This is a genomic window from Mesorhizobium sp. M0227, from assembly GCF_040321855.1.
Taxonomy (GTDB): Bacteria; Pseudomonadota; Alphaproteobacteria; order Rhizobiales; family Rhizobiaceae; genus Mesorhizobium.
The window spans coordinates 193,303-210,578 of record NZ_JAMYSJ010000008.1 but is presented as its reverse complement, the minus strand read 5'-3'; the positions used below and the strand labels follow the sequence as shown (position 1 = coordinate 210,578).

The 17,276-nt window shown below is 63.0% G+C and carries 16 protein-coding genes; 4 read left to right on the top strand and 12 right to left on the bottom strand.

Features of this window, described 5'->3' with window-relative positions; all coding sequences use genetic code 11:
* Positions 1 to 21: 21 nt before the first annotated feature.
* The 6 genes from NKJ00_RS14040 to NKJ00_RS14015 form a co-directional block, all read right to left on the bottom strand.
* Positions 22 to 906 carry a TrmH family RNA methyltransferase gene (locus NKJ00_RS14040; RefSeq protein ID WP_352630087.1) on the bottom strand — a complete coding sequence of 295 codons (885 nt, stop codon included), beginning with the start codon at positions 904 to 906 and terminating at the stop codon, positions 22 to 24.
* 165 nt (positions 907 to 1,071) lie between these two features.
* On the bottom strand, positions 1,072 to 1,416 hold the full coding sequence (locus tag NKJ00_RS14035) for an ArsR/SmtB family transcription factor (protein WP_023809905.1): 345 nt from the start codon (positions 1,414 to 1,416) through the stop codon (positions 1,072 to 1,074).
* 152 nt (positions 1,417 to 1,568) lie between these two features.
* On the bottom strand, positions 1,569 to 2,348 hold the full coding sequence (locus tag NKJ00_RS14030) for a HugZ family pyridoxamine 5'-phosphate oxidase (protein ID WP_023809904.1): 780 nt from the start codon (positions 2,346 to 2,348) through the stop codon (positions 1,569 to 1,571).
* A 31-nt stretch (positions 2,349 to 2,379) separates the two neighbouring features.
* Entirely contained in the window at positions 2,380 to 3,555 is a 1,176-nt protein-coding gene (locus tag NKJ00_RS14025) for a CaiB/BaiF CoA transferase family protein (RefSeq protein WP_352630085.1), read from the bottom strand.
* Positions 3,556 to 3,561: 6 nt separating this feature from the next.
* The gene (locus tag NKJ00_RS14020) at positions 3,562 to 4,323 is read right to left on the bottom strand and encodes a 3-hydroxyacyl-CoA dehydrogenase (protein ID WP_128303701.1); all 762 of its coding nucleotides are present in this window, start codon (positions 4,321 to 4,323) and stop codon (positions 3,562 to 3,564) included.
* 73 nt (positions 4,324 to 4,396) lie between these two features.
* Positions 4,397 to 4,921, bottom strand: coding sequence for a GNAT family N-acetyltransferase (locus tag NKJ00_RS14015; protein WP_352630083.1), 525 nt, complete (start codon positions 4,919 to 4,921; stop codon positions 4,397 to 4,399).
* A 275-nt stretch (positions 4,922 to 5,196) separates the two neighbouring features.
* On the opposite strand from NKJ00_RS14015, the gene NKJ00_RS14010 reads away from it, so the two are divergent.
* A complete protein-coding gene (locus NKJ00_RS14010; RefSeq protein WP_352630081.1) occupies positions 5,197 to 6,189 on the top strand; it encodes a glutathione S-transferase family protein in 993 nt (330 codons plus the stop codon).
* A gap of 1 nt (position 6,190) precedes the next feature.
* On the opposite strand, the gene NKJ00_RS14005 is transcribed toward NKJ00_RS14010, so the two are convergent.
* Complete coding sequence (locus NKJ00_RS14005) at positions 6,191 to 6,685, bottom strand: NUDIX domain-containing protein (RefSeq protein WP_127290254.1); 495 nt, start codon at positions 6,683 to 6,685, stop codon at positions 6,191 to 6,193.
* 53 nt (positions 6,686 to 6,738) lie between these two features.
* On the opposite strand from NKJ00_RS14005, the gene NKJ00_RS14000 reads away from it, so the two are divergent.
* On the top strand, positions 6,739 to 7,668 hold the full coding sequence (locus tag NKJ00_RS14000) for a metallophosphoesterase family protein (RefSeq protein ID WP_023809898.1): 930 nt from the start codon (positions 6,739 to 6,741) through the stop codon (positions 7,666 to 7,668).
* On the opposite strand, the gene NKJ00_RS13995 is transcribed toward NKJ00_RS14000, so the two are convergent.
* The 4 genes from NKJ00_RS13995 to leuA form a co-directional block, all read right to left on the bottom strand.
* Complete coding sequence (locus NKJ00_RS13995) at positions 7,652 to 8,269, bottom strand: hypothetical protein (protein ID WP_352630079.1); 618 nt, start codon at positions 8,267 to 8,269, stop codon at positions 7,652 to 7,654. The genes NKJ00_RS14000 and NKJ00_RS13995 overlap by 17 nt on opposite strands.
* 114 nt (positions 8,270 to 8,383) lie before the next feature.
* Complete coding sequence (locus tag NKJ00_RS13990) at positions 8,384 to 9,187, bottom strand: alpha/beta fold hydrolase (RefSeq protein ID WP_352630077.1); 804 nt, start codon at positions 9,185 to 9,187, stop codon at positions 8,384 to 8,386.
* A gap of 198 nt (positions 9,188 to 9,385) precedes the next feature.
* Complete coding sequence (locus tag NKJ00_RS13985) at positions 9,386 to 11,161, bottom strand: tetratricopeptide repeat protein (protein WP_352630075.1); 1,776 nt, start codon at positions 11,159 to 11,161, stop codon at positions 9,386 to 9,388.
* Between the two features lie 184 nt (positions 11,162 to 11,345).
* The gene (gene leuA, locus NKJ00_RS13980; RefSeq protein WP_352630073.1) at positions 11,346 to 13,085 is read right to left on the bottom strand and encodes a 2-isopropylmalate synthase; all 1,740 of its coding nucleotides are present in this window, start codon (positions 13,083 to 13,085) and stop codon (positions 11,346 to 11,348) included.
* Positions 13,086 to 13,719: 634 nt separating this feature from the next.
* On the opposite strand from leuA, the gene NKJ00_RS13975 reads away from it, so the two are divergent.
* Positions 13,720 to 14,886 carry an ATP-grasp domain-containing protein gene (locus tag NKJ00_RS13975; RefSeq protein WP_023809892.1) on the top strand — a complete coding sequence of 389 codons (1,167 nt, stop codon included), beginning with the start codon at positions 13,720 to 13,722 and terminating at the stop codon, positions 14,884 to 14,886.
* 4 nt (positions 14,887 to 14,890) lie between these two features.
* Positions 14,891 to 15,667, top strand: coding sequence for an esterase family protein (locus NKJ00_RS13970; protein ID WP_352630072.1), 777 nt, complete (start codon positions 14,891 to 14,893; stop codon positions 15,665 to 15,667).
* Between the two features lie 23 nt (positions 15,668 to 15,690).
* Here the strand turns inward: NKJ00_RS13970 and NKJ00_RS13965 are convergent, their stop codons facing one another.
* On the bottom strand, positions 15,691 to 17,226 hold the full coding sequence (locus tag NKJ00_RS13965) for an MFS transporter (RefSeq protein WP_352630070.1): 1,536 nt from the start codon (positions 17,224 to 17,226) through the stop codon (positions 15,691 to 15,693).
* Between the last annotated feature and the right edge of the window lie 50 nt (positions 17,227 to 17,276).

The window sequence follows — 17,276 nt, the reverse complement described above, 5'->3', positions numbered from 1 at the left end:
ATCAGGCTTCTTTAGAGTATTTCACCGTTTCACGGAAACGGCGAAATGCCCTAACTCTTTGCTTTGACGCAATTCTGGACGGAAAACCGCTTCACACTTTTCCTGAATTGCTCTAGCCGAAAAATGATGCAGCGCGATGGCTGAAGCCGCGGCGACATTCAGGCTGTCGAAGCCTTCCGCCATGGTAATCCGCACGTTGCGCAGGCTTGCGAGCAGGTTGTCCGGCAAGCCTTCGCCCTCGGTGCCGAGATAGAGCGCCAGGCGCTTACTGCGCTGCGCATCGCGGATGTCGGTCTTCCCGCGTGGCGACAGCGCGAATTGTTCGAAGCCACGTCGGGCGAGCATCGTTGTGAAGCCGGCGGTGTCGGAGAACGATGCGAAGGGGATTTTGAGCGCGGCGCCGACCGAAACGCGGATCGCCTTGCGATAGAGCGGGTCGCAGCATGTCGCATCCAGCAGAACCGCGTCAGCGCCAAAGGCGGCGGCATTGCGGAAGATCGAGCCCACATTGTCATGGTTGGCGATACCGACGAGCACTACGACGAGCGCCCGAGGCGGCAAGCCATCGAGCAGGTCTTCGGCCGGCTGCGGCTCTCCCTTGCGGCCAATGGCCAGGATGCCGCGATGCATATGAAATCCGGCGATAGCGTCCATCACCGCGCTGGTGGCGACATAGACCGGGAGGTCGGCGGGCGCCTTGCTCAGGATGTTGTCGAGACCTGCCAGCCGGTTTTCCAGGACCAGGATCGATTCGGCGGCAAAGCGCCCGGTCGAGAGCAGCAGGTCGAGCACCACCTTGCCTTCGGCGACGAAGCGGCCTTGCCGGCCGGCGAGGTCACGCTCGCGAATGTCGAGATAGGCAGCGACGCGCGGATCTTGCGGGTCGTCGATGCGAATGGGATCCATGCATTCCTCGCGACCGTCGCATCGGCCCGAAAATCCGGACCGCTTCCCGGCGCTCATCTTGTTTGGAAAGCACGATGCGACAATTCGGGACAATCAGCCAGCTTTGTGCGCCCCGGATGGGCGCATGTCGCTCTGAAATCACCGGCGAGATCGGCGGTTATGTGGTCAGGTTCCAGCACGGCGCAAACGGTGCGCCATCTGGGAGAGGTCATCCTTGCCGCTGCCGAAAATGCCGTCCAGCATGACAAGCAGTTCTCGCACGGCGTCGGATTTGCAGGAGTAGTAGATCATCTGCCGGTCGCGGCGGGTCTCGACCAGGTCGAGCGCCCGCAACTTGGCGAGGTGCTGGGACAGGGCGGATTGGCTGAGCATCACCTTCTCAGCAATGGCTCCAACCGACATTTCACCTTCGGCGAGATAGCTCATGATCAACAGTCGCTTCTCATTGCCCATCAGCATGAGAAACTCTGCCGCCGATTCGGCGTTCACGATTAGCTTTGTCGAGACCATCGATCCCCCATGCTTCCTGTTCATCCCGACGCCATGGGGGCAATGGCGTCTGATTCCATAAATTCACTTGTCGATCGGCGCTGGCGATTCAGCGTCACCAAAAGGTAGAGCATTTCACTTAAATCTCAAGTGTTGCCTTTGATCCAGCATAATTAAGTCTCAGTCCCGGCGTCGGCCATGGCTCGGCCGGCCTTGGCCATATCGACCAGAACGTGCCGCAATTCGCCTGCCGCCGCCAAAGGGTGTGGGTAAAAGACCCGGCAAACATCGTCGCCCGACACCAGATCCATGCCATCGGCATCGAATCCGGCAACACGCCAGCCGTTTCCGGACGCTTTGGCGAAATGCTGTGCGTAAACGGCGATTGCGTCGAGATGGTCGGCGTTCATGTGGTCGATGGCGGATTGTTCGCGCGCCGCGAGTTCCTCGACGACCGGTCCGCTGGCGAGCAAATCCGATCGATCGAGCTGATAGGCCTTGCCGAAGCCGCCGTTGAGGCTGGCGCGTTGCGGACCGAGGCGAAAGATCGAAAAGTCGCCGAGACCGGCGTAAAGATTCGCCCTGGGATTGTGATTGAGATAACGGCGCTCGGTGCGGGCGTGTTCGGCTGATCCGCGCTCAAGCCGTGCCGCCTGGCAGATCAATGTCAGGCGCGGGTGCGCCAGCGGGTCGCCCTTGCCCGGTTCGCCGAGCAACAGGGAACAGCGCGGATCGGCAAGCAGAGCGCCGGTGTGCGCCGAAAGCATCGAAACCAGGATCAGCGGCGCGCCGTCGATGTCGGTGGCCACGCCGACCCTGCTGGCCAGCGGCGAGCCGGTTTGCGGTTCGATCACCGCCAGGGCGCCAAAGCGGGCGCTGCGCAGAAGCGTCTTCGCCAGCCGGATCGCTTCGGCGTCCGTCTCGCGGATCACGTCCTTTTTCGGCTCGTCCAAGGCAGCACCACAGTAAGTTGATCTTTCTTCTCTAGTTATCGGTCAGCAAGCTGGATTTGACAAGATCGTCGATCTCGGCTTTCGCAAAGCCGAAACGTGCCAGAATTGCCGATGGCGACAAATCCTCATTGCCTGGCATAGTGGCCAATGTCGGTTGCGAGCTCGAGAAACGCGGCGCGGGGGCCGGGCGCTCAAATGCACCTGTCGTCACAGAGGCGTTGCGTGCCCGATTGTGCGGGTGGTGCTTCGCCTCTTGCAGCGACAGGACGGGTGCAACGCAGGCATCGGTTTGCGCGAACAGCCGGTCCCAGTCGTCGCGTGGTTTCTGCCGGATCCGATCGGCAATTGCGGCGCGCATCGGCGGCCACAGGGCCTTGTCGTACTGGCCGGACGCAAAGCGCTCGTCGAGCGGCAGCAGCTTGGCGAATTCGGCGAAGAATTGCGGCTCGAGGCAGCCAATGGCGATGTGCCCGCCATCCGCCGTCTCATAGGTGTCGTAGAACGGGGCGCCGGAATCGAGCAGGTTCGCGCCGCGCTTGTCGCTCCACAAGCCGGCCGCCGTCAAGGCGTGCAGGGGCACCGCCAGCATCGAGGCGCCGTCGACCATCGCTGCGTCGATGACGTCACCCTTGCCCGTGCGCGAACGTTGGAACAGGGCGGCCAGCACGCCGGCAATCAGCATCATGGCGCCACCGCCATAGTCGGCGACAAGGTTGAGCGGCGGGACGGGACGGCCGTCGGCATGGCCGATGGCGTGCAGCACGCCGCTATAGGCGAGGTAGGTGATGTCGTGGCCGGCGCGGCCGGCGAGCGGACCGTCCTGGCCGAAGCCGGTCATACGGCCGTAGATCAGCGCCGGATTACGCGCCTGCACCGCTTCCGGGCCGAGGCCGAGCCGTTCCATGACACCCGGGCGAAAGCCTTCGAGCAACATGTCCGCCTTTTCGGCAAGGCGCAACAACAGATCGGTGCCTTCACGGCGCTTCAGGTCTAGGCGCAGGACGGCGCGGCCATGGCGGTTGATGTTGTACTCATCAGGCAGCGACAGGAACTGGCTCGTCCCCGCCCGTTCGATGCGCAACACTTCGGCGCCCATCTCCGACAGCATCAGGCCGGCCAGCGGCACCGGGCCGAGCCCGGCCATCTCGATCACCTTCAGCCCGGCCAGCGGCCCGGTTTTAGCGGCAGCGGACAGGCCGGCGCTCATGACCTTCTATTTCGGCGCCATGCGAATGGCGCCGTCGAGGCGAATGGTCTCGCCGTTCAGCATCTGGTTCTCGACGATGTGCAGGGCGAGAGCAGCATATTCGGATGGTTCGCCCAGGCGCGACGGGAATGGCACGGCGGCGCCCAGCGAATCCTGAACTTCCTGCGGCATGCCGGCCATCATAGGCGTCTTGAAGATGCCGGGAGCGATGGTGCAGACGCGGATGCCGGAACGGGCAAGATCGCGCGCCACCGGCAGCGTCATGCCGACGACGCCGCCCTTGGAAGCCGCATAGGCGGCCTGGCCGATCTGGCCATCATAGGCGGCAACCGAAGCGGTGTTGACGATGACGCCGCGCTCGCCACCCTGCAGCGGCTCGAGCTTCGACGCGCGCTCGGCGACGAGGCGGATCATGTTGAACGTACCGATCAGATTGACCTCGATCACCTTGCGATACTGGTCGAGGGGATGGGGACCATCCTTGCCGATCGTCTTCACGCCGATGGCGATGCCGGCGCAGTTGACCAGGATCCGTGGCTGGCCAAGCTTGGCCGTAACGTCGGCGAGGGCAGCGGTCCCGCTGTCGGCGCTGCTGACGTCGCACTGGACGGCTATACCGCCGATCTCGGCCGCGACCTTGGCCGCGCGGTCAATACCGACATCGAAGATGGCGACGCGGGCTCCTTTGGCGGCCAGCGCGCGCGCCGTTGCCTCGCCAAGGCCGGAGCCGCCGCCGGTGACGATCGCGATCTGGCCGTTCGGGTTCATGGCGTCATCCTTTGATCTCAGGAACAGTGGGACGGATCAGGCGCCAGATCGACGGGGAAGGTCAAGCCGTCACCTAGACGTGCTCGCCGACCCTGGCCTGGCTGGCATGGCAGACCTCGCCCGAGAGCCTGGCGACCGCGCCCGGCGCGATCTCGTGCGACAGCAACCGGTCGAGATCGACGGGGCGCGGCATCGAAACCTGGCCGCGTGGGATCCGTTTGAAGCCGAGCGGCCCATAGTAGGGTTCGTCCCCGACCAGCATGACCGCGGGCGCACCGGTTTTGGCGGCGGCCTCCAGCGCGATCGCCACCAGCCGGCGGCCGATGCCGAGATTCTTGAAGGCCGGCCGCACCGCGAGCGGCCCGAGCATCAATGCGCGGCCGGCGCCGGCGGCGATGCGGGTCATGCGCACCGAGGCGACGACAAGGTCGCCGTCGACGGCGACAAAGGACAGCGAGCGCTCGTGCCCTCCGGCTTCACGGATCTTGTAAGCGGCCAGCACAAAGCGGCCGGGCCCGAAGGCTTCGTCGTTGATGGCTTCGATCTCGGGGTCGTGCGCCGGGGTTTCCGGCAGGTATTTCACGTCAGCAAGGCTCATGGTCTTTGCGGTCCGGTACAAGGAGGAAAGGTTTGCTGCAAACGGCAGCATTCGCCAGTCAGCGCTTCATCAAGCGCGGGCGCCCTTTCGTCGTCGGTCAGACCGGATCAAAGCAAAGTCGAACATGCGGATTGTCCGCTAGCATCAATTTCCCGCCGCTGCAATCGGCCGTTTTTGTCCATCATTTCTGCCAAGTGACGGTCTGTTCAGCACCTGACGTCTTCGACAGGGCAACCTTGCGCCTACATCAACCAACAGGACGCAAGGAGATTTGCATGGGATTGCTGGTCGAAGGAAGATGGCAGGACCGCTGGTACGATACGGCGGACAATGGTGGCAGGTTCGTGCGGACGCAGTCGCAATGGCGCGACTGGATCACCGTTGACGGGGCGCCTGCCGAAGGCCGGACGCGCGGTTTCAAGGCTGAGCCCGGCCGCTATCACCTCTATGTCTCGCTTGCCTGTCCGTGGGCCCACCGGACATTGATCTTTCGCGCGCTGAAGAAGCTGGAAGGCGTCATATCGGTGTCGGTGGTGCATCATTTCATGGGCGCCAATGGCTGGACGTTCGTGGCTGAGGACGGCGCCACGGGCGACACGCTCTACGGCCTCGACTTCCTGCACCAGATCTATGCCAAGGCCGATCCCGCCTATACGGGCCGGGTGACCGTGCCGGTGCTGTGGGACATGAAGAAGCAGACCATCGTCTCCAACGAGTCTTCCGAAATCATCCGCATGCTGAATTCAGCCTTCGACGAATGGGGCGACGCCAGCCTCGATTTCTATCCGAAGGCGTTGCGCGGCGAGATCGACCGCATCAATGCGCTGGTCTATCCCGCGGTCAACAACGGCGTCTATCGCGCCGGCTTCGCCACCGCGCAACGTGCCTACGAAGAGGCGTTCGGTGAATTGTTCGCAGCGTTGGATGTGCTGGAGGAGCGGCTGTCGAAGCAGCGCTATCTCGTCGGCGATCGTATCACCGAAGCCGACTGGCGGCTGTTCACCACGCTGGTGCGCTTCGATCCGGTTTATGTCGGCCATTTCAAATGCAATCTGTGCCGTATCGCCGACTACCCGAACCTGTCCAACTATCTGCGCGATCTCTATCAGGTGCCTGATGTGGCCGGGACGGTGAATCTGCATCATATCAAGGCGCATTATTACGGCAGCCACCAGACAATCAATCCGACGCGGATCGTGCCTGTCGGACCGGATCTGGATTATGCCGCACGGCATGACCGGGCGCGCTTCGAGAAAGCGGCAGCCTGATCTACCAGTAGGGCGAGGGCTGCTCGCCGTCAAAAACCTCGGCGATCCGGCGCAGCGTCGCCGGCGTCGTGCCCTCGGGCAAGCCGTCGAGCGGGAAGAAGCCGGCTTCGGCGATTTCGTGGTCCGGCAGCTTCGGCGCCGTCTGGCTGAAATGCTCAAGCAAATAAAAGCCGACATGGTCGCGGCGGCTGGAGCGGCGGTTGAAATGCATCGATTTGAGCACCGGCGGGGCGGTGAGAGCGATGTTGCCTTCCTCGGCCAGTTCACGGGCCAGTGCCTCGTTCATCGTCTCGCCGACTTCGACGCCGCCGCCGGGAAGCTGCCAGCCCGGTACATAGGTATGGCGAATAAGGAAGACGGACCTGGACGCCCTGTCGTGGATCAAGCCGCGCACGCCAAGCGTCATCGGCCTCCGCAGCACGAAATAGAGATGGAACAGCCTGGCCCTCAAACCTGGCCAGCCGGTCTGGCGGAAGGCATCTTCAGGGCTCGTCATTGATAGCGAAACCGTGGGTGGAAAGCCGCGCGCGGGTCGCCTATGAAGGTTGTATGTTCAGGCTCGCGCATATTTCCGATGTCCATCTGGGGCCGCTCCCCGATGTATCCTATCGCGATCTCGCCTCCAAGCGCGTGCTCGGCTATGTCAACTGGCAGCGCAACCGCCGCCGCCATATGCATGATGCGGTCATTGACACGATCGTCGCCGACATCAAGGCGAACACGCCTGACCACCTCGCCGTCACCGGCGACCTGGTCAATCTGGCGCTCGACGGCGAGATCGAGATGGCCAGGCACTGGTTGGAGACGCTGGGGCCGGCGCATGATGTTTCGGTCGTTCCGGGCAACCACGACGCCTATGTGCCAGGCGCCTTCGACAAGGTCTGCCGATCCTGGGCGGCGTGGATGAGCGGCGACGGCGTCAACACGCCGGTCGATCGTAACGCATTTCCCTATCTGCGCGTGCGCGGCAACGTCGCGCTGATCGGTGTCTCGACGGCGCGCGCCACGGCACCCTTCATGGCCAATGGTTTCTTCATGGAAGGCCAAGCGAAGCGGCTCGGCAAAATCCTCGGGGATACCGCCGGACAGGGGCTGTTCCGCGCCATCATGATCCATCATCCGCCGGTGCGCGGCGCGGTCCCGCAGCACAAGCGGCTGTTCGGCATTGCCCGCTTCAACAAGATCATTCGCCGCCACGGCGCCGACCTTGTCCTGCACGGCCATTCACATCTGCCGTCGCTGTTCTTCATCGGCGGTCGCGGCGTCAGGATTCCGGCGGTCGGCGTCGCCGCCGCCGGCCAGGCGCCGGGCGGCAAGAACCCGGCGGCGCAGTACAATCTGTTCGACATTGACGGCGAGACGGGCAATTGGCGGATCCGGCTGACGCGGCGCGGCCTGACCGGGCCGTCCATGCCGCCATCCGATCTGCAGACGCTGGAACTCGGTGCCGTGACTGGCGCCGCTATGGCCGCAAGCTGACTACCATGGCGACGATGCGGTCCCAGAACAGGACGATGGACACGAGAAGACCGACCAGGGCACCGGCAGCCACAAGGCCAAGCCCGGACAGAAAGGCCGACCAGCGTTTGCCGCGCGCCGTCTCGCGCAGCGGCGGTTCGGCTTCCGGCACATAGGCACGTTTCATGCCGGCGACGGCCGGTTCGACGCCGCCTTCCAGCATCCTCTGACGCTCGACAATGCGCTCGGCGACATAGCGTGTCACGGAATCGGCAACCGGCTTCATCTCGGTGGATTCGGCAAGCACCACCCGGCCGATACGGGTGTCCTTGAGGAAGCGATAGGTCCGGCGGTCGCGCCCCATGGCGACATGACTGATGGCGTCGATCCACAGGCGCGGCTGCAAGCCGGACGAGACGACAAAGTCGAAATTGTCCATGTCGGCCGGAACATCGGCAAAAACCGGTGCCAGTTCGGCGGCGAGCAGATCGAGACGCATGCGATGCGCCTCGCGCATGTCGACGACGACGTCGTCGCGGTCGGCGAAGGCATTTTTGACATCACGGATGGCATCGGACAGTTTCTTGGACTGGTCAATGGTCTTCTCGCCTGCTTCCTTCATCGGCGTCTGCCTCGTGGGTTTGGTTAACACCGGGTTAACACAGCCGCCGGCAAAATGCACTGGCGAGATCGACGGCCCCGGGGTGCCCAGGAAGGTTGTCGTGCGCGAAAAAGGTCAGCTGGCTGCTGCGGCGAATTTCTGGCGATGTGGCCTGGCGCGACGATTGGCGTTGCGGCGAATGATCTCGGCAACGAGGTCGGGAGCTTCCTCAGCCAGCATATGGCCGGCCTCCAGCACGTGGTGCACGTGAAAATGCGCCGGCAGGTCATCCGCCTGGGTAAAGGGCAGCACCGCATCGTTGATTCCCCATGCCACCATCACCGGCATGTTCAGTCCATCGAGGCGATCGTGCGGGATGACGCCTTGCCGACCGTCCACGGTCATGGCGGCTGCGATCTCGACGAGCTTTTCGAGTTGGCCGGGTCGCCTGCGCATTTCCCAAAGGGTGTCGACCGTATGTTCGAGCGGCGGGGCTGAAGGTCCCGACATGACGGCGAGGCAGGAGCGGATCTCGGACCGATCCGAGGCTTCGGCATAGCGGCGCAATAGCGGTGCATTGATTTCGGGGCCAAGGCCGCCCGGCGCCAGAAGCGTCAGCGAGGCTATCTTTTCGGGCTCGGCCAGCGCCATCAGCGCCGCCACGGCACCGCCCATCGAGTGGCCCACGAGATGAACGCGCTTCAGGCGACGCTCCGAGAGATCGGCGAGCACGGCCTTGGCCGCCACCTTGGCCGGACCGGCGGCGGGAAAATTGAGCGACATCCCATACCCAGGCAGATCATAGGCCAGCGTATGCGTGGAAGGCGTCAGGGCGGAAATCACCTCGCGCCATACATCATGGCAGCCGCCGAAACCGTGCAGCAGGACGATGGCCTTCGAGCCAACACCCTCTTCGGCGGCAAAAAGTGATGCGGTCATGAAAGCTGATTTTTTTGTTATTGCAGAATGCGCGACACCAATGATGGCTGAATTGCTCCTAGTCCAACGTGATGACCAGTAAAATTTTCGCGATTTGTACGGTTGTGTACAGAACTTGGCCACCAATCGGCAATCGGCGATCGGAGCGCAGGAAATCCATCGGGACGCGGCGCAGCCAGTGCGCGGACGTCGATGGTGTCAGCTTGGGCTGCCGAGCCCGGCAGCGCGGAGTGCCTGGACCAGCCGGTCGGTCAGGTCGGCCGGATATTTCCGCTCGACGAAAGTCGCCCGTGGATCGGCGGCAAATTTGGGGAACTCGGTGGTCAGCTGTTTCAGCAGCGTGCTCACCAGATGGTCCTGTCCGGCAGCCTTGGCGCCGACCAGCCGCGCCGCCAGATAGTGTGATTTCGTTGCCGTCGTTCTCAGTGCCATGCTGGCCGCGACCGCCTTGTTCATGTCGCCGAGCATGAACTCACCGACGAACAGCCCGTAATCCCACCATGTCGGGTGCCCGCTGAAGGTCTCCGCCGCATGATCGAGGATCGGCGTTCCCTCGGCATATCGTCCGGCGAAGATCAGCCCGTAGCCGTAAGCGGCGGCCATGCCGAAGTCGTAGGGGTTGAGTTCATAGGCCTTGCGCATCCAGCGGATCGCTTCGTCCGTATTGCCGAGGCGCGAACTGACATAGCCGTAGGAGCGATGCGCATAAGGGCTGGTCGGACCCATCTGCACGCCGCGATGGGCAAACTCGACGGCTGTTTCAATCGTCGCATTGGGCGGATAGGCGTAATGATCGGACACCGCCTCGAGATGCAGGGAAGCAAGTTCCGAATAGACGAGCGAGGACTTGGTTCCACCATTGGCCAGCTTCTCGAGGCAACGGTAGGCTGCCTCATGGGTCCTGGCGTTCTGGTCGAGATAATATTTGCCGTTGAGCAGCAGACATTGCGTCAGGCCGTTTGGCGTGCCGGTCTGCTCGATATAGTTGTAGATGGTGCCGGAGGCGGGGAGTGCCGAGCTCAGCATGTCGGCGATACGGTCTTCGACCGCGGCAGGTGCGCTGTCGGCGGGGGTGAGATTGCGCGATAGAAGCACCCGTCCGGACGCCATGCTTTGCAGTTCGATCGTGATGTCGCCCGCGTCCAGTCCGGGCAGGACGTCGAATATGAAGCTCGCAGCGTCGTCAGCCGGATCGCCGACGGTGTCGCGGCCGATGAAGTCGATGGTATCGAAGCCACTCAGGCCGGCGCGCAGCGATGCGGCGACACGGCTGGCGTCGGGGCCGTCAGCCTTGAGTCCGATATAGACTTGCGGAAGGGCGTCAGCCCTTGCCGATGCCGTGACGCTTGCGGTTGCGCCAGCGATCTCCGGCGTTGCCGAGATGTCGCCGCCTGCCAGCAAGGCAGTGCTGCCCTGGCGAAGGATCAGTACGCCCAGCATGGCGATGACCAGGGCGATCGCCATCCAGAAAAAGCGGAGATGGCGCGCCACCGAGGGGGCAGGCGAAGACGGTATGGAAGCCAGAGACATCGCGTCCAGCATGCCCGTGCCGGCTTCGTTTGATCGATCGGCGGACGCGGCGCCGTCCAGCCTGAGTTCGGGAACAGCCTCGGCAATATCCGGCAGGCGGATCGCGTTCAATTCATAGGCAGGAACATAGCCGCCGCGCGGAATGGCAATGCGGACCGGCTCGGCAATTCCCTCATTGGCAAAATAGTGTTGCAGAAGCTCGCGCAGCCTGCCTGCCTGCACCCGCACCACGGCATCGGTGGACGGATCGAAATCGCCGTCCTTGCCGAAAACATCCATGGCAATGGAAAAGCCCTTGAGCCTGTCGGCTTCGCCGGCCTGTTCACGTTCGACAAGATAACGCAGCAGCTTGCGCGCGCGTTCGGATCGGCCGAACGTTTGGCTGGCAAGCAGTCGCTCCAGTGTCTCGCGCACTGCGGGGGCGGCAGGCGTGGCATGCTGCAAGTGTCGATCCTCTCGAAGTCGGCACAGGTTGAGGCGCGATCATATAGGTCCCGCACCACCACACAAGTATACACCCCGTTATGCGATCACGTACCCACCGGATAATTCCGCGGTGGTTAATGGCCCGAAAGATCGGAACCGTTCACCAGGTTGGGAGGGTTCCGATCTTTGTTCCCGTCGGGCGTCAGCCGGCCTTTTTACGGACGATACGGTTCGCGGCAGACATCACCGCCTCCAGTGAGGCGGCGACGATGTTGGTGTTGATGCCGGCGCCGAACAGCTTGCCGCCGGGATATTCCATCTCGACATAGGAAATGGCCGAGGCGTTCGAGCCACGCTGCAACGAGTGCTCGGAATAGTCGAGCACCGACATCTCGACGCCGAGATGGCGCGACAGCGCATCGACGAAGCCGTCGATCGGACCGGTGCCTGTGCCGGAGATCGTCACTTCCTTGCCGTTGTCGAGGATGACCGCCTCGACGACACGCCGGCCCTTGATCTCGGTGCTGGGATAGGTGTGGTGATCGAGGAATTTCAGCCGCGCGGCCGGCTGATCGACATAGGTCTCGAGAAAGCGCTCGTAGATACGCCTGGCCGGCACTTCTTTGCCCTCGGCATCGGTGATCGCCTGGATTTCCTGGCTGAACTCGATCTGCAGATTGCGCGGCAAATTGAGGCCGTAATCGGCCTGCAGCACATAAGCGATGCCACCCTTGCCGGACTGCGAGTTGATGCGGATGATGGCTTCGTAGCTGCGCCCGACATCAGCCGGATCGATCGGCAGATACGGCACTTCCCACAGGCTCGTATTGGCCTTCTTCAGCGCCTTCATGCCCTTGTTGATGGCATCCTGGTGCGAACCGGAAAAGGCGGTGTAGACGAGTTCGCCGACATAGGGGTGGCGCTCGGGGATCTTCAACTGGTTCGAATATTCGTAGACGTCCTTCATCCGGTTGATGTCGGAGCAGTCGATCAACGGATCGACACCTTGCGTGTACATGTTCAGCGCCAGCGTGACGATGTCGACATTGCCGGTGCGCTCGCCATTGCCAAACAGCGTGCCTTCGACACGGTCGGCGCCGGCCATCAGGCCGAGTTCGGTGGTGGCGATGCCGGTGCCGCGGTCATTGTGCGGATGCAGCGAGACCAGCAGGTTCTCCCGGTTGTCGAGGTTGCGGCACATCCACTCGATACGGTCGGCATAGATGTTGGGGGTCGACATCTCGACCGTCGACGGCAAGTTGACGATCAGCTTGTTGTCCGCCGTCGGCCTGACGATCTCGGTGACGGCGTTGCAGATCTCCAGCGCCACTTCGAGTTCGGTGCCGGTAAAGCTCTCCGGCGAATACTCGAAACGAAAGCCTCCGCCGGCCTTGGCCGCCATGTCGGTGATCATCTTGGCGGCGTCGGTGGCGATCCGCTTGATGCCGCCGACGTCCTTTTCGAAGACGACGCGACGCTGCAGCTCGCTGGTCGAATTGTAGAAATGGACGATCGGGTTGGTGGCGCCCTTCAGCGCCTCGAAGGTGCGGCTGATCAGCTCCGGCCGGCACTGCACCAGCACCTGCAGCGAGACATCGGCGGGCACGTTGCCTTCCTCGATGCACCAGCGGGCAAAGTCGAAATCGGTCTGCGATGCCGACGGGAAACCGATCTCGATCTCCTTGAAGCCCATGTCGAGCAGCAGGCCGAACATGCGTGCCTTGCGCTCGTGGCCCATCGGATCGATCAGAGCCTGGTTGCCGTCGCGCAGGTCTACCGAGCACCAGATCGGCGCCTTGTCGATCACCTTCGAAGGCCAGGTCCGGTCGGTGAGGCCGACGGTCGGATAGGCCTGATATTTGCGAGCCGCGTCGGGCATCCCTTTGGCCGAATCCGTGTCGGCTACCGCGGCATCGGAGCGGATTTCTTCTCGTGCGTTCATCGTCGTTTCTCCCGGCGGCTCATGGATCCACCTTCAGGTGGATTGATGGCGAGCGGCGCCTTTACCAGAATTCGTTCGCTTGATGTGATTGCCAAGGAGCATGCGCTTGCGCGGCGGTTCGACCGCCGGGCGCTCCTTCAGCGAACCCGGCGATCGCCGATAAGGCCGAGAAGAAGCAGGGTCGAAGCCAGCGCGCGCACGGTCTCGCCGGGAAAACCGGTCGGACGGGAAGCGTTGGTGGTGCGCGTGTTCATGGCTGATCTCATATAGGAGCGGCTTGTGGGAGGCAAGTGGGGCCGCATTGCGAGTAATGCTGATGACTGCGAGTTCGGCAGTGTTGGCAGCTTTTGTGCCGGCAGCTTTCCACGATAGGAATTTTTTCTTGACTCGGTGACCTCAGCTATGGTACATATTCGTCCATGGTGCTGATCTGCGCCAGTGACCCGCCGCACAGGCGGGTTTTTCGTTTGATGCTCCGTCAGCCAACGCGCCGAAGGCTCCGAGGGAACCCGAGTTCGGTGCCTTGGCATTGCTGGCCGGATCTTGCTGGATATTGTCCCCACCGCACGTGCCCTTCCCCAGGCGCTGCAAATGCGCCAGACTTGGGCATCGACGGGTTGCGATGGGGTTGTCCATGAATTTCGTGTTCTTCTCGCCGCATTTTCCCGCCAACGGCGCGGATTTCTGCGACCGTTTGAAGAAGGCCGGAGCCAGGGTGCTCGGCATCGGCGACGCACCCTATGACGCACTCGACGCCAAGCTGAAGGCGGCGCTTTCAGAATATTACCGTGTCGCCGACATGGAAGACTACGATCCGGTGTTCCGGGCGATGGGGCATTTCATCCACAAATGGGGCCGCATCGACCGTTTCGAATCGCTCAATGAACATTGGCTGGAGCTGGAAGCCAACATCCGCTCCGACTTCAACATCTACGGCACCAAGCTCGATTTCGTGAAGAATCTGAAGCGCAAGAGCCGCATGCGCGCCTTCTTCCGCAAGAGTGGCGTCGACACCATCGCGCAACGCAAATGCTCCGACCGTGCCGGGGCCATGACTTTCATCCGGCGCGTCGGCTATCCGGTGGTGGTCAAGCCCGACAGCGGTTCCGGCGCATCGAACACCTTCAAGATCTCCAACGCCAAAGAGCTCGACCAGTTCTTCCGGGACAAGCCCGAGGACGTGACCTTCGTCATGGAGCAGTTTATCGAGGGACTGGTGGTGACTTATGACGGGCTGGTCAACCGCGACGGCGAGGTGGTGCTGGCGGCCAGCCACCGCTATGACCAGAGCATCATGGAGGTGGTCAACAAGGACCGCCACATGAGCTACACCTGCTTTCCCAAGGTTAGACCGGCGATCGAGGAGGCCGGCCGCAAAATACTGAAGGCGTTCGACGTGCGCGAACGCTTCTTCCACATCGAGCTGTTCGAGACCAAGGACGACCGGGTCATCGCGCTGGAGGTCAACATGCGCCCGCCCGGCGCCTGGATGACCGATGCGATCAACTATACGTTCGACGTCGACGTCTATGCGGCATGGGCCGATATGGTGGTCAGAGATGCCGCCGGCGGCCCTTACGAGGGCAAATACTTCACCGCCTATGCCAGCCGCAAGCGACGCCTCCACTATTTGCACAGCCATGAGGACGTGCTAGCCGCGCACCGCGACAAGATCGTCCACCATCAGGCCATCGAAGAGGTTTTCAGCCGCGCCATGGGAAATTACGCCTATCAGATGCGCTCGAAGGACGAAGCAGCGTTGCGCGAGGCAGTCGCCTATATCCACGCGGAAAAGGCGTGAGGCGATGGACATTTCCTATCACAAGAATTTCTCGAGCCAGCTCGGCCGCGACATGGAATACAAGCGCTACGGCCATGCCGGCCGGCCGGTGGTGGTGTTTCCGACCTCGCAGGGCCGGTTCTACCAGTTCGAGGATTCCGGCGGCGTAGGCGCACTGGCCGAATTCATCGACACCGGCCGCATCCAGCTGTTCACGGTCGACGGCGTCGATTCGGAATCCTTCTTCGACAAGCATGCGGACGCCGCGCACCGCATCGCCCGCCACGAGGCCTATTTCCGCTATGTGCGCGAGGAGGCGCTGCCGGAGTTCCTGTCCGCAGCCGAGCAGGCCAATGGCGGCCGCAAGCTGAAGCCGCTGTTCTCGGGCTGTTCGATGGGCGGCTATCACTCGTCGAACTTCGTCTTCCGCTTTCCCAAACTTGCCAGCGGCGTCATCGCGCTGTCGGGCGTCTATTCGGCGCGCGACTTCTTCGGCAAAGCGCTCGAGGGCGACATTTTCTACAACTCGCCGCTGGACTATCTGCCCGGCATCGTCGATCCCAAACTGCTGACCCGGCTGAAGGCGCTCAGGCTGATCTTCTGCTGCGGGCAGGGCGCATGGGAAGAGCGGATGCTGGTCGAGACGCGCAGGTTGGAACAAATCCTGCGCGACAAGTCCATTCCCGCCTGGGTCGATTATTGGGGTGGCGATGTCAGCCACGACTGGCCGTGGTGGCACAAGCAACTGGTCTATTTCTTCGGCCGCTGGCTGGATGAGGACCTGATGCACAGGCTCGATTGATAGCGGGGGCCGTCCGCTGACTGCTACCCTTCCTGCGGCACTGCCTGGACGTCGACACTTTCACCTGAAGCCGATCCGCGACGCAGGCCAAGGAAGACGACGATGGCGGTGACGACGGTGATCGCCGCCAGCACGATCAGCAGCCTGTCGAACGCCGTCTCGTAGGCCTGGACCAGAACGATGGCTCCGGCCTGGGGCAGATGTTGTGCTGCTTCGCCGAGATTGCCGGTCACCAGCAGCTGGGCTGCCGCCGCCGCCTCCGTCGAAGATGCCGTTTCCTCGGCGGCGACCTGCGCGGCGGTAAAGCCGGAAAGGGTCGCCATGACGATCGCGAGCGCCACACCCTCGCAGGCGACGCGGGTGGTGTTGAAGATGCCGACCGCCATGCCGGCGCGCTCTCTCGGCACGACACTGACGGCAAGCCCGTCCATCAATCCCCAGGGCAGGGCGATGCCGACGCCGATCAGCATCAGCGGCGCCACCAGCGCACTATCGACCGGTGGTGTCAGGCTCAGCCAGACAAGCCCGGCGGCAGCGACAAGCAGGCCGACGCCGCAGATCGTGGCCGGCGCGATCCAGCGCGCCAGCTGTCCGGCGAGCATCGGCAGGATCAGCAGCGGGCCTGATAGGCAGATCATCAATTGCCCGGCCTTGATCTCGCTCATGCCCTCGATGCCGATGAAGCGGATCGGCAACAGGACGAGCAGGACGACGAAGGCGTAAGCGGGTGCCGCAGCCAGAAACTGGACGCCGACGAAGCGGGGATAGGCAAACAGCGTGAGGTCAAGCATCGGCCGTTGTGCGCGCCGCTCGACAAAGACGAAGGCGACAAAACAGATGACAGAAGCGGCCAGAAGGGTGACGACAAGGGGATCGGCCCAGCCGCGCTGCGGGGCCTGGAGCACGCCATAGGTCAGCGACGCCAGCGCGATCGTGAAGGTGCCGGCTCCCGCCCAGTCGAGGCCAGTCGCATCCGGATCTCGCGATTCCCTGATGGTGCGCAGGCCGAGCATGGCGGCGGCAATCGCGAGTGCTGCAACCAGAATAAAGATCGACCGCCAGCCGAATGCAGAGATAAGCAGGCCCGACGCGATCGGGCCGAAGGCGAGGCCGATGCCGAAACTGGTGCCGAGAAAGCTGAAGGCGCGCAGCCGCAATGGCCCTTCGAATTCCTGGGCGAGTGCCGAGGCGCCGCCAGCGAAGGCGGCCGCACTGCCGATCCCCTGCGCGGCCCGGAAAATGTCGAACCAGATGATGTCCGGCGCCAGCATCGCGCCCAGCGACGCCAGGACATAGAGGGAGAGGCCGACGAGGAAGAGACGCTTGCGGCCATGGTTGTCGGCCAGAGCGCCCGACGCCATCAGGGTGGCGCCGAAGGTCAGCATGAAGGCGTTTGTCACCCAGTTGAGCTCGATCGGACTGCCGCCGAGATCGGCCGCGATGCGCGACAGAGCGACGGCCGGACCGGTGAAGGTCAAGGGCATCGTCATCGCGGCAAGGCAAACGGACAAGAGCACGAGCCATCTCTCGGCAGAGCCGGTTGTGGTCCTAGAAGTCATGGATTTCCCTATCTGAAACAGCACTCGCCGGTCGGCCGCGCGTTTGCGGA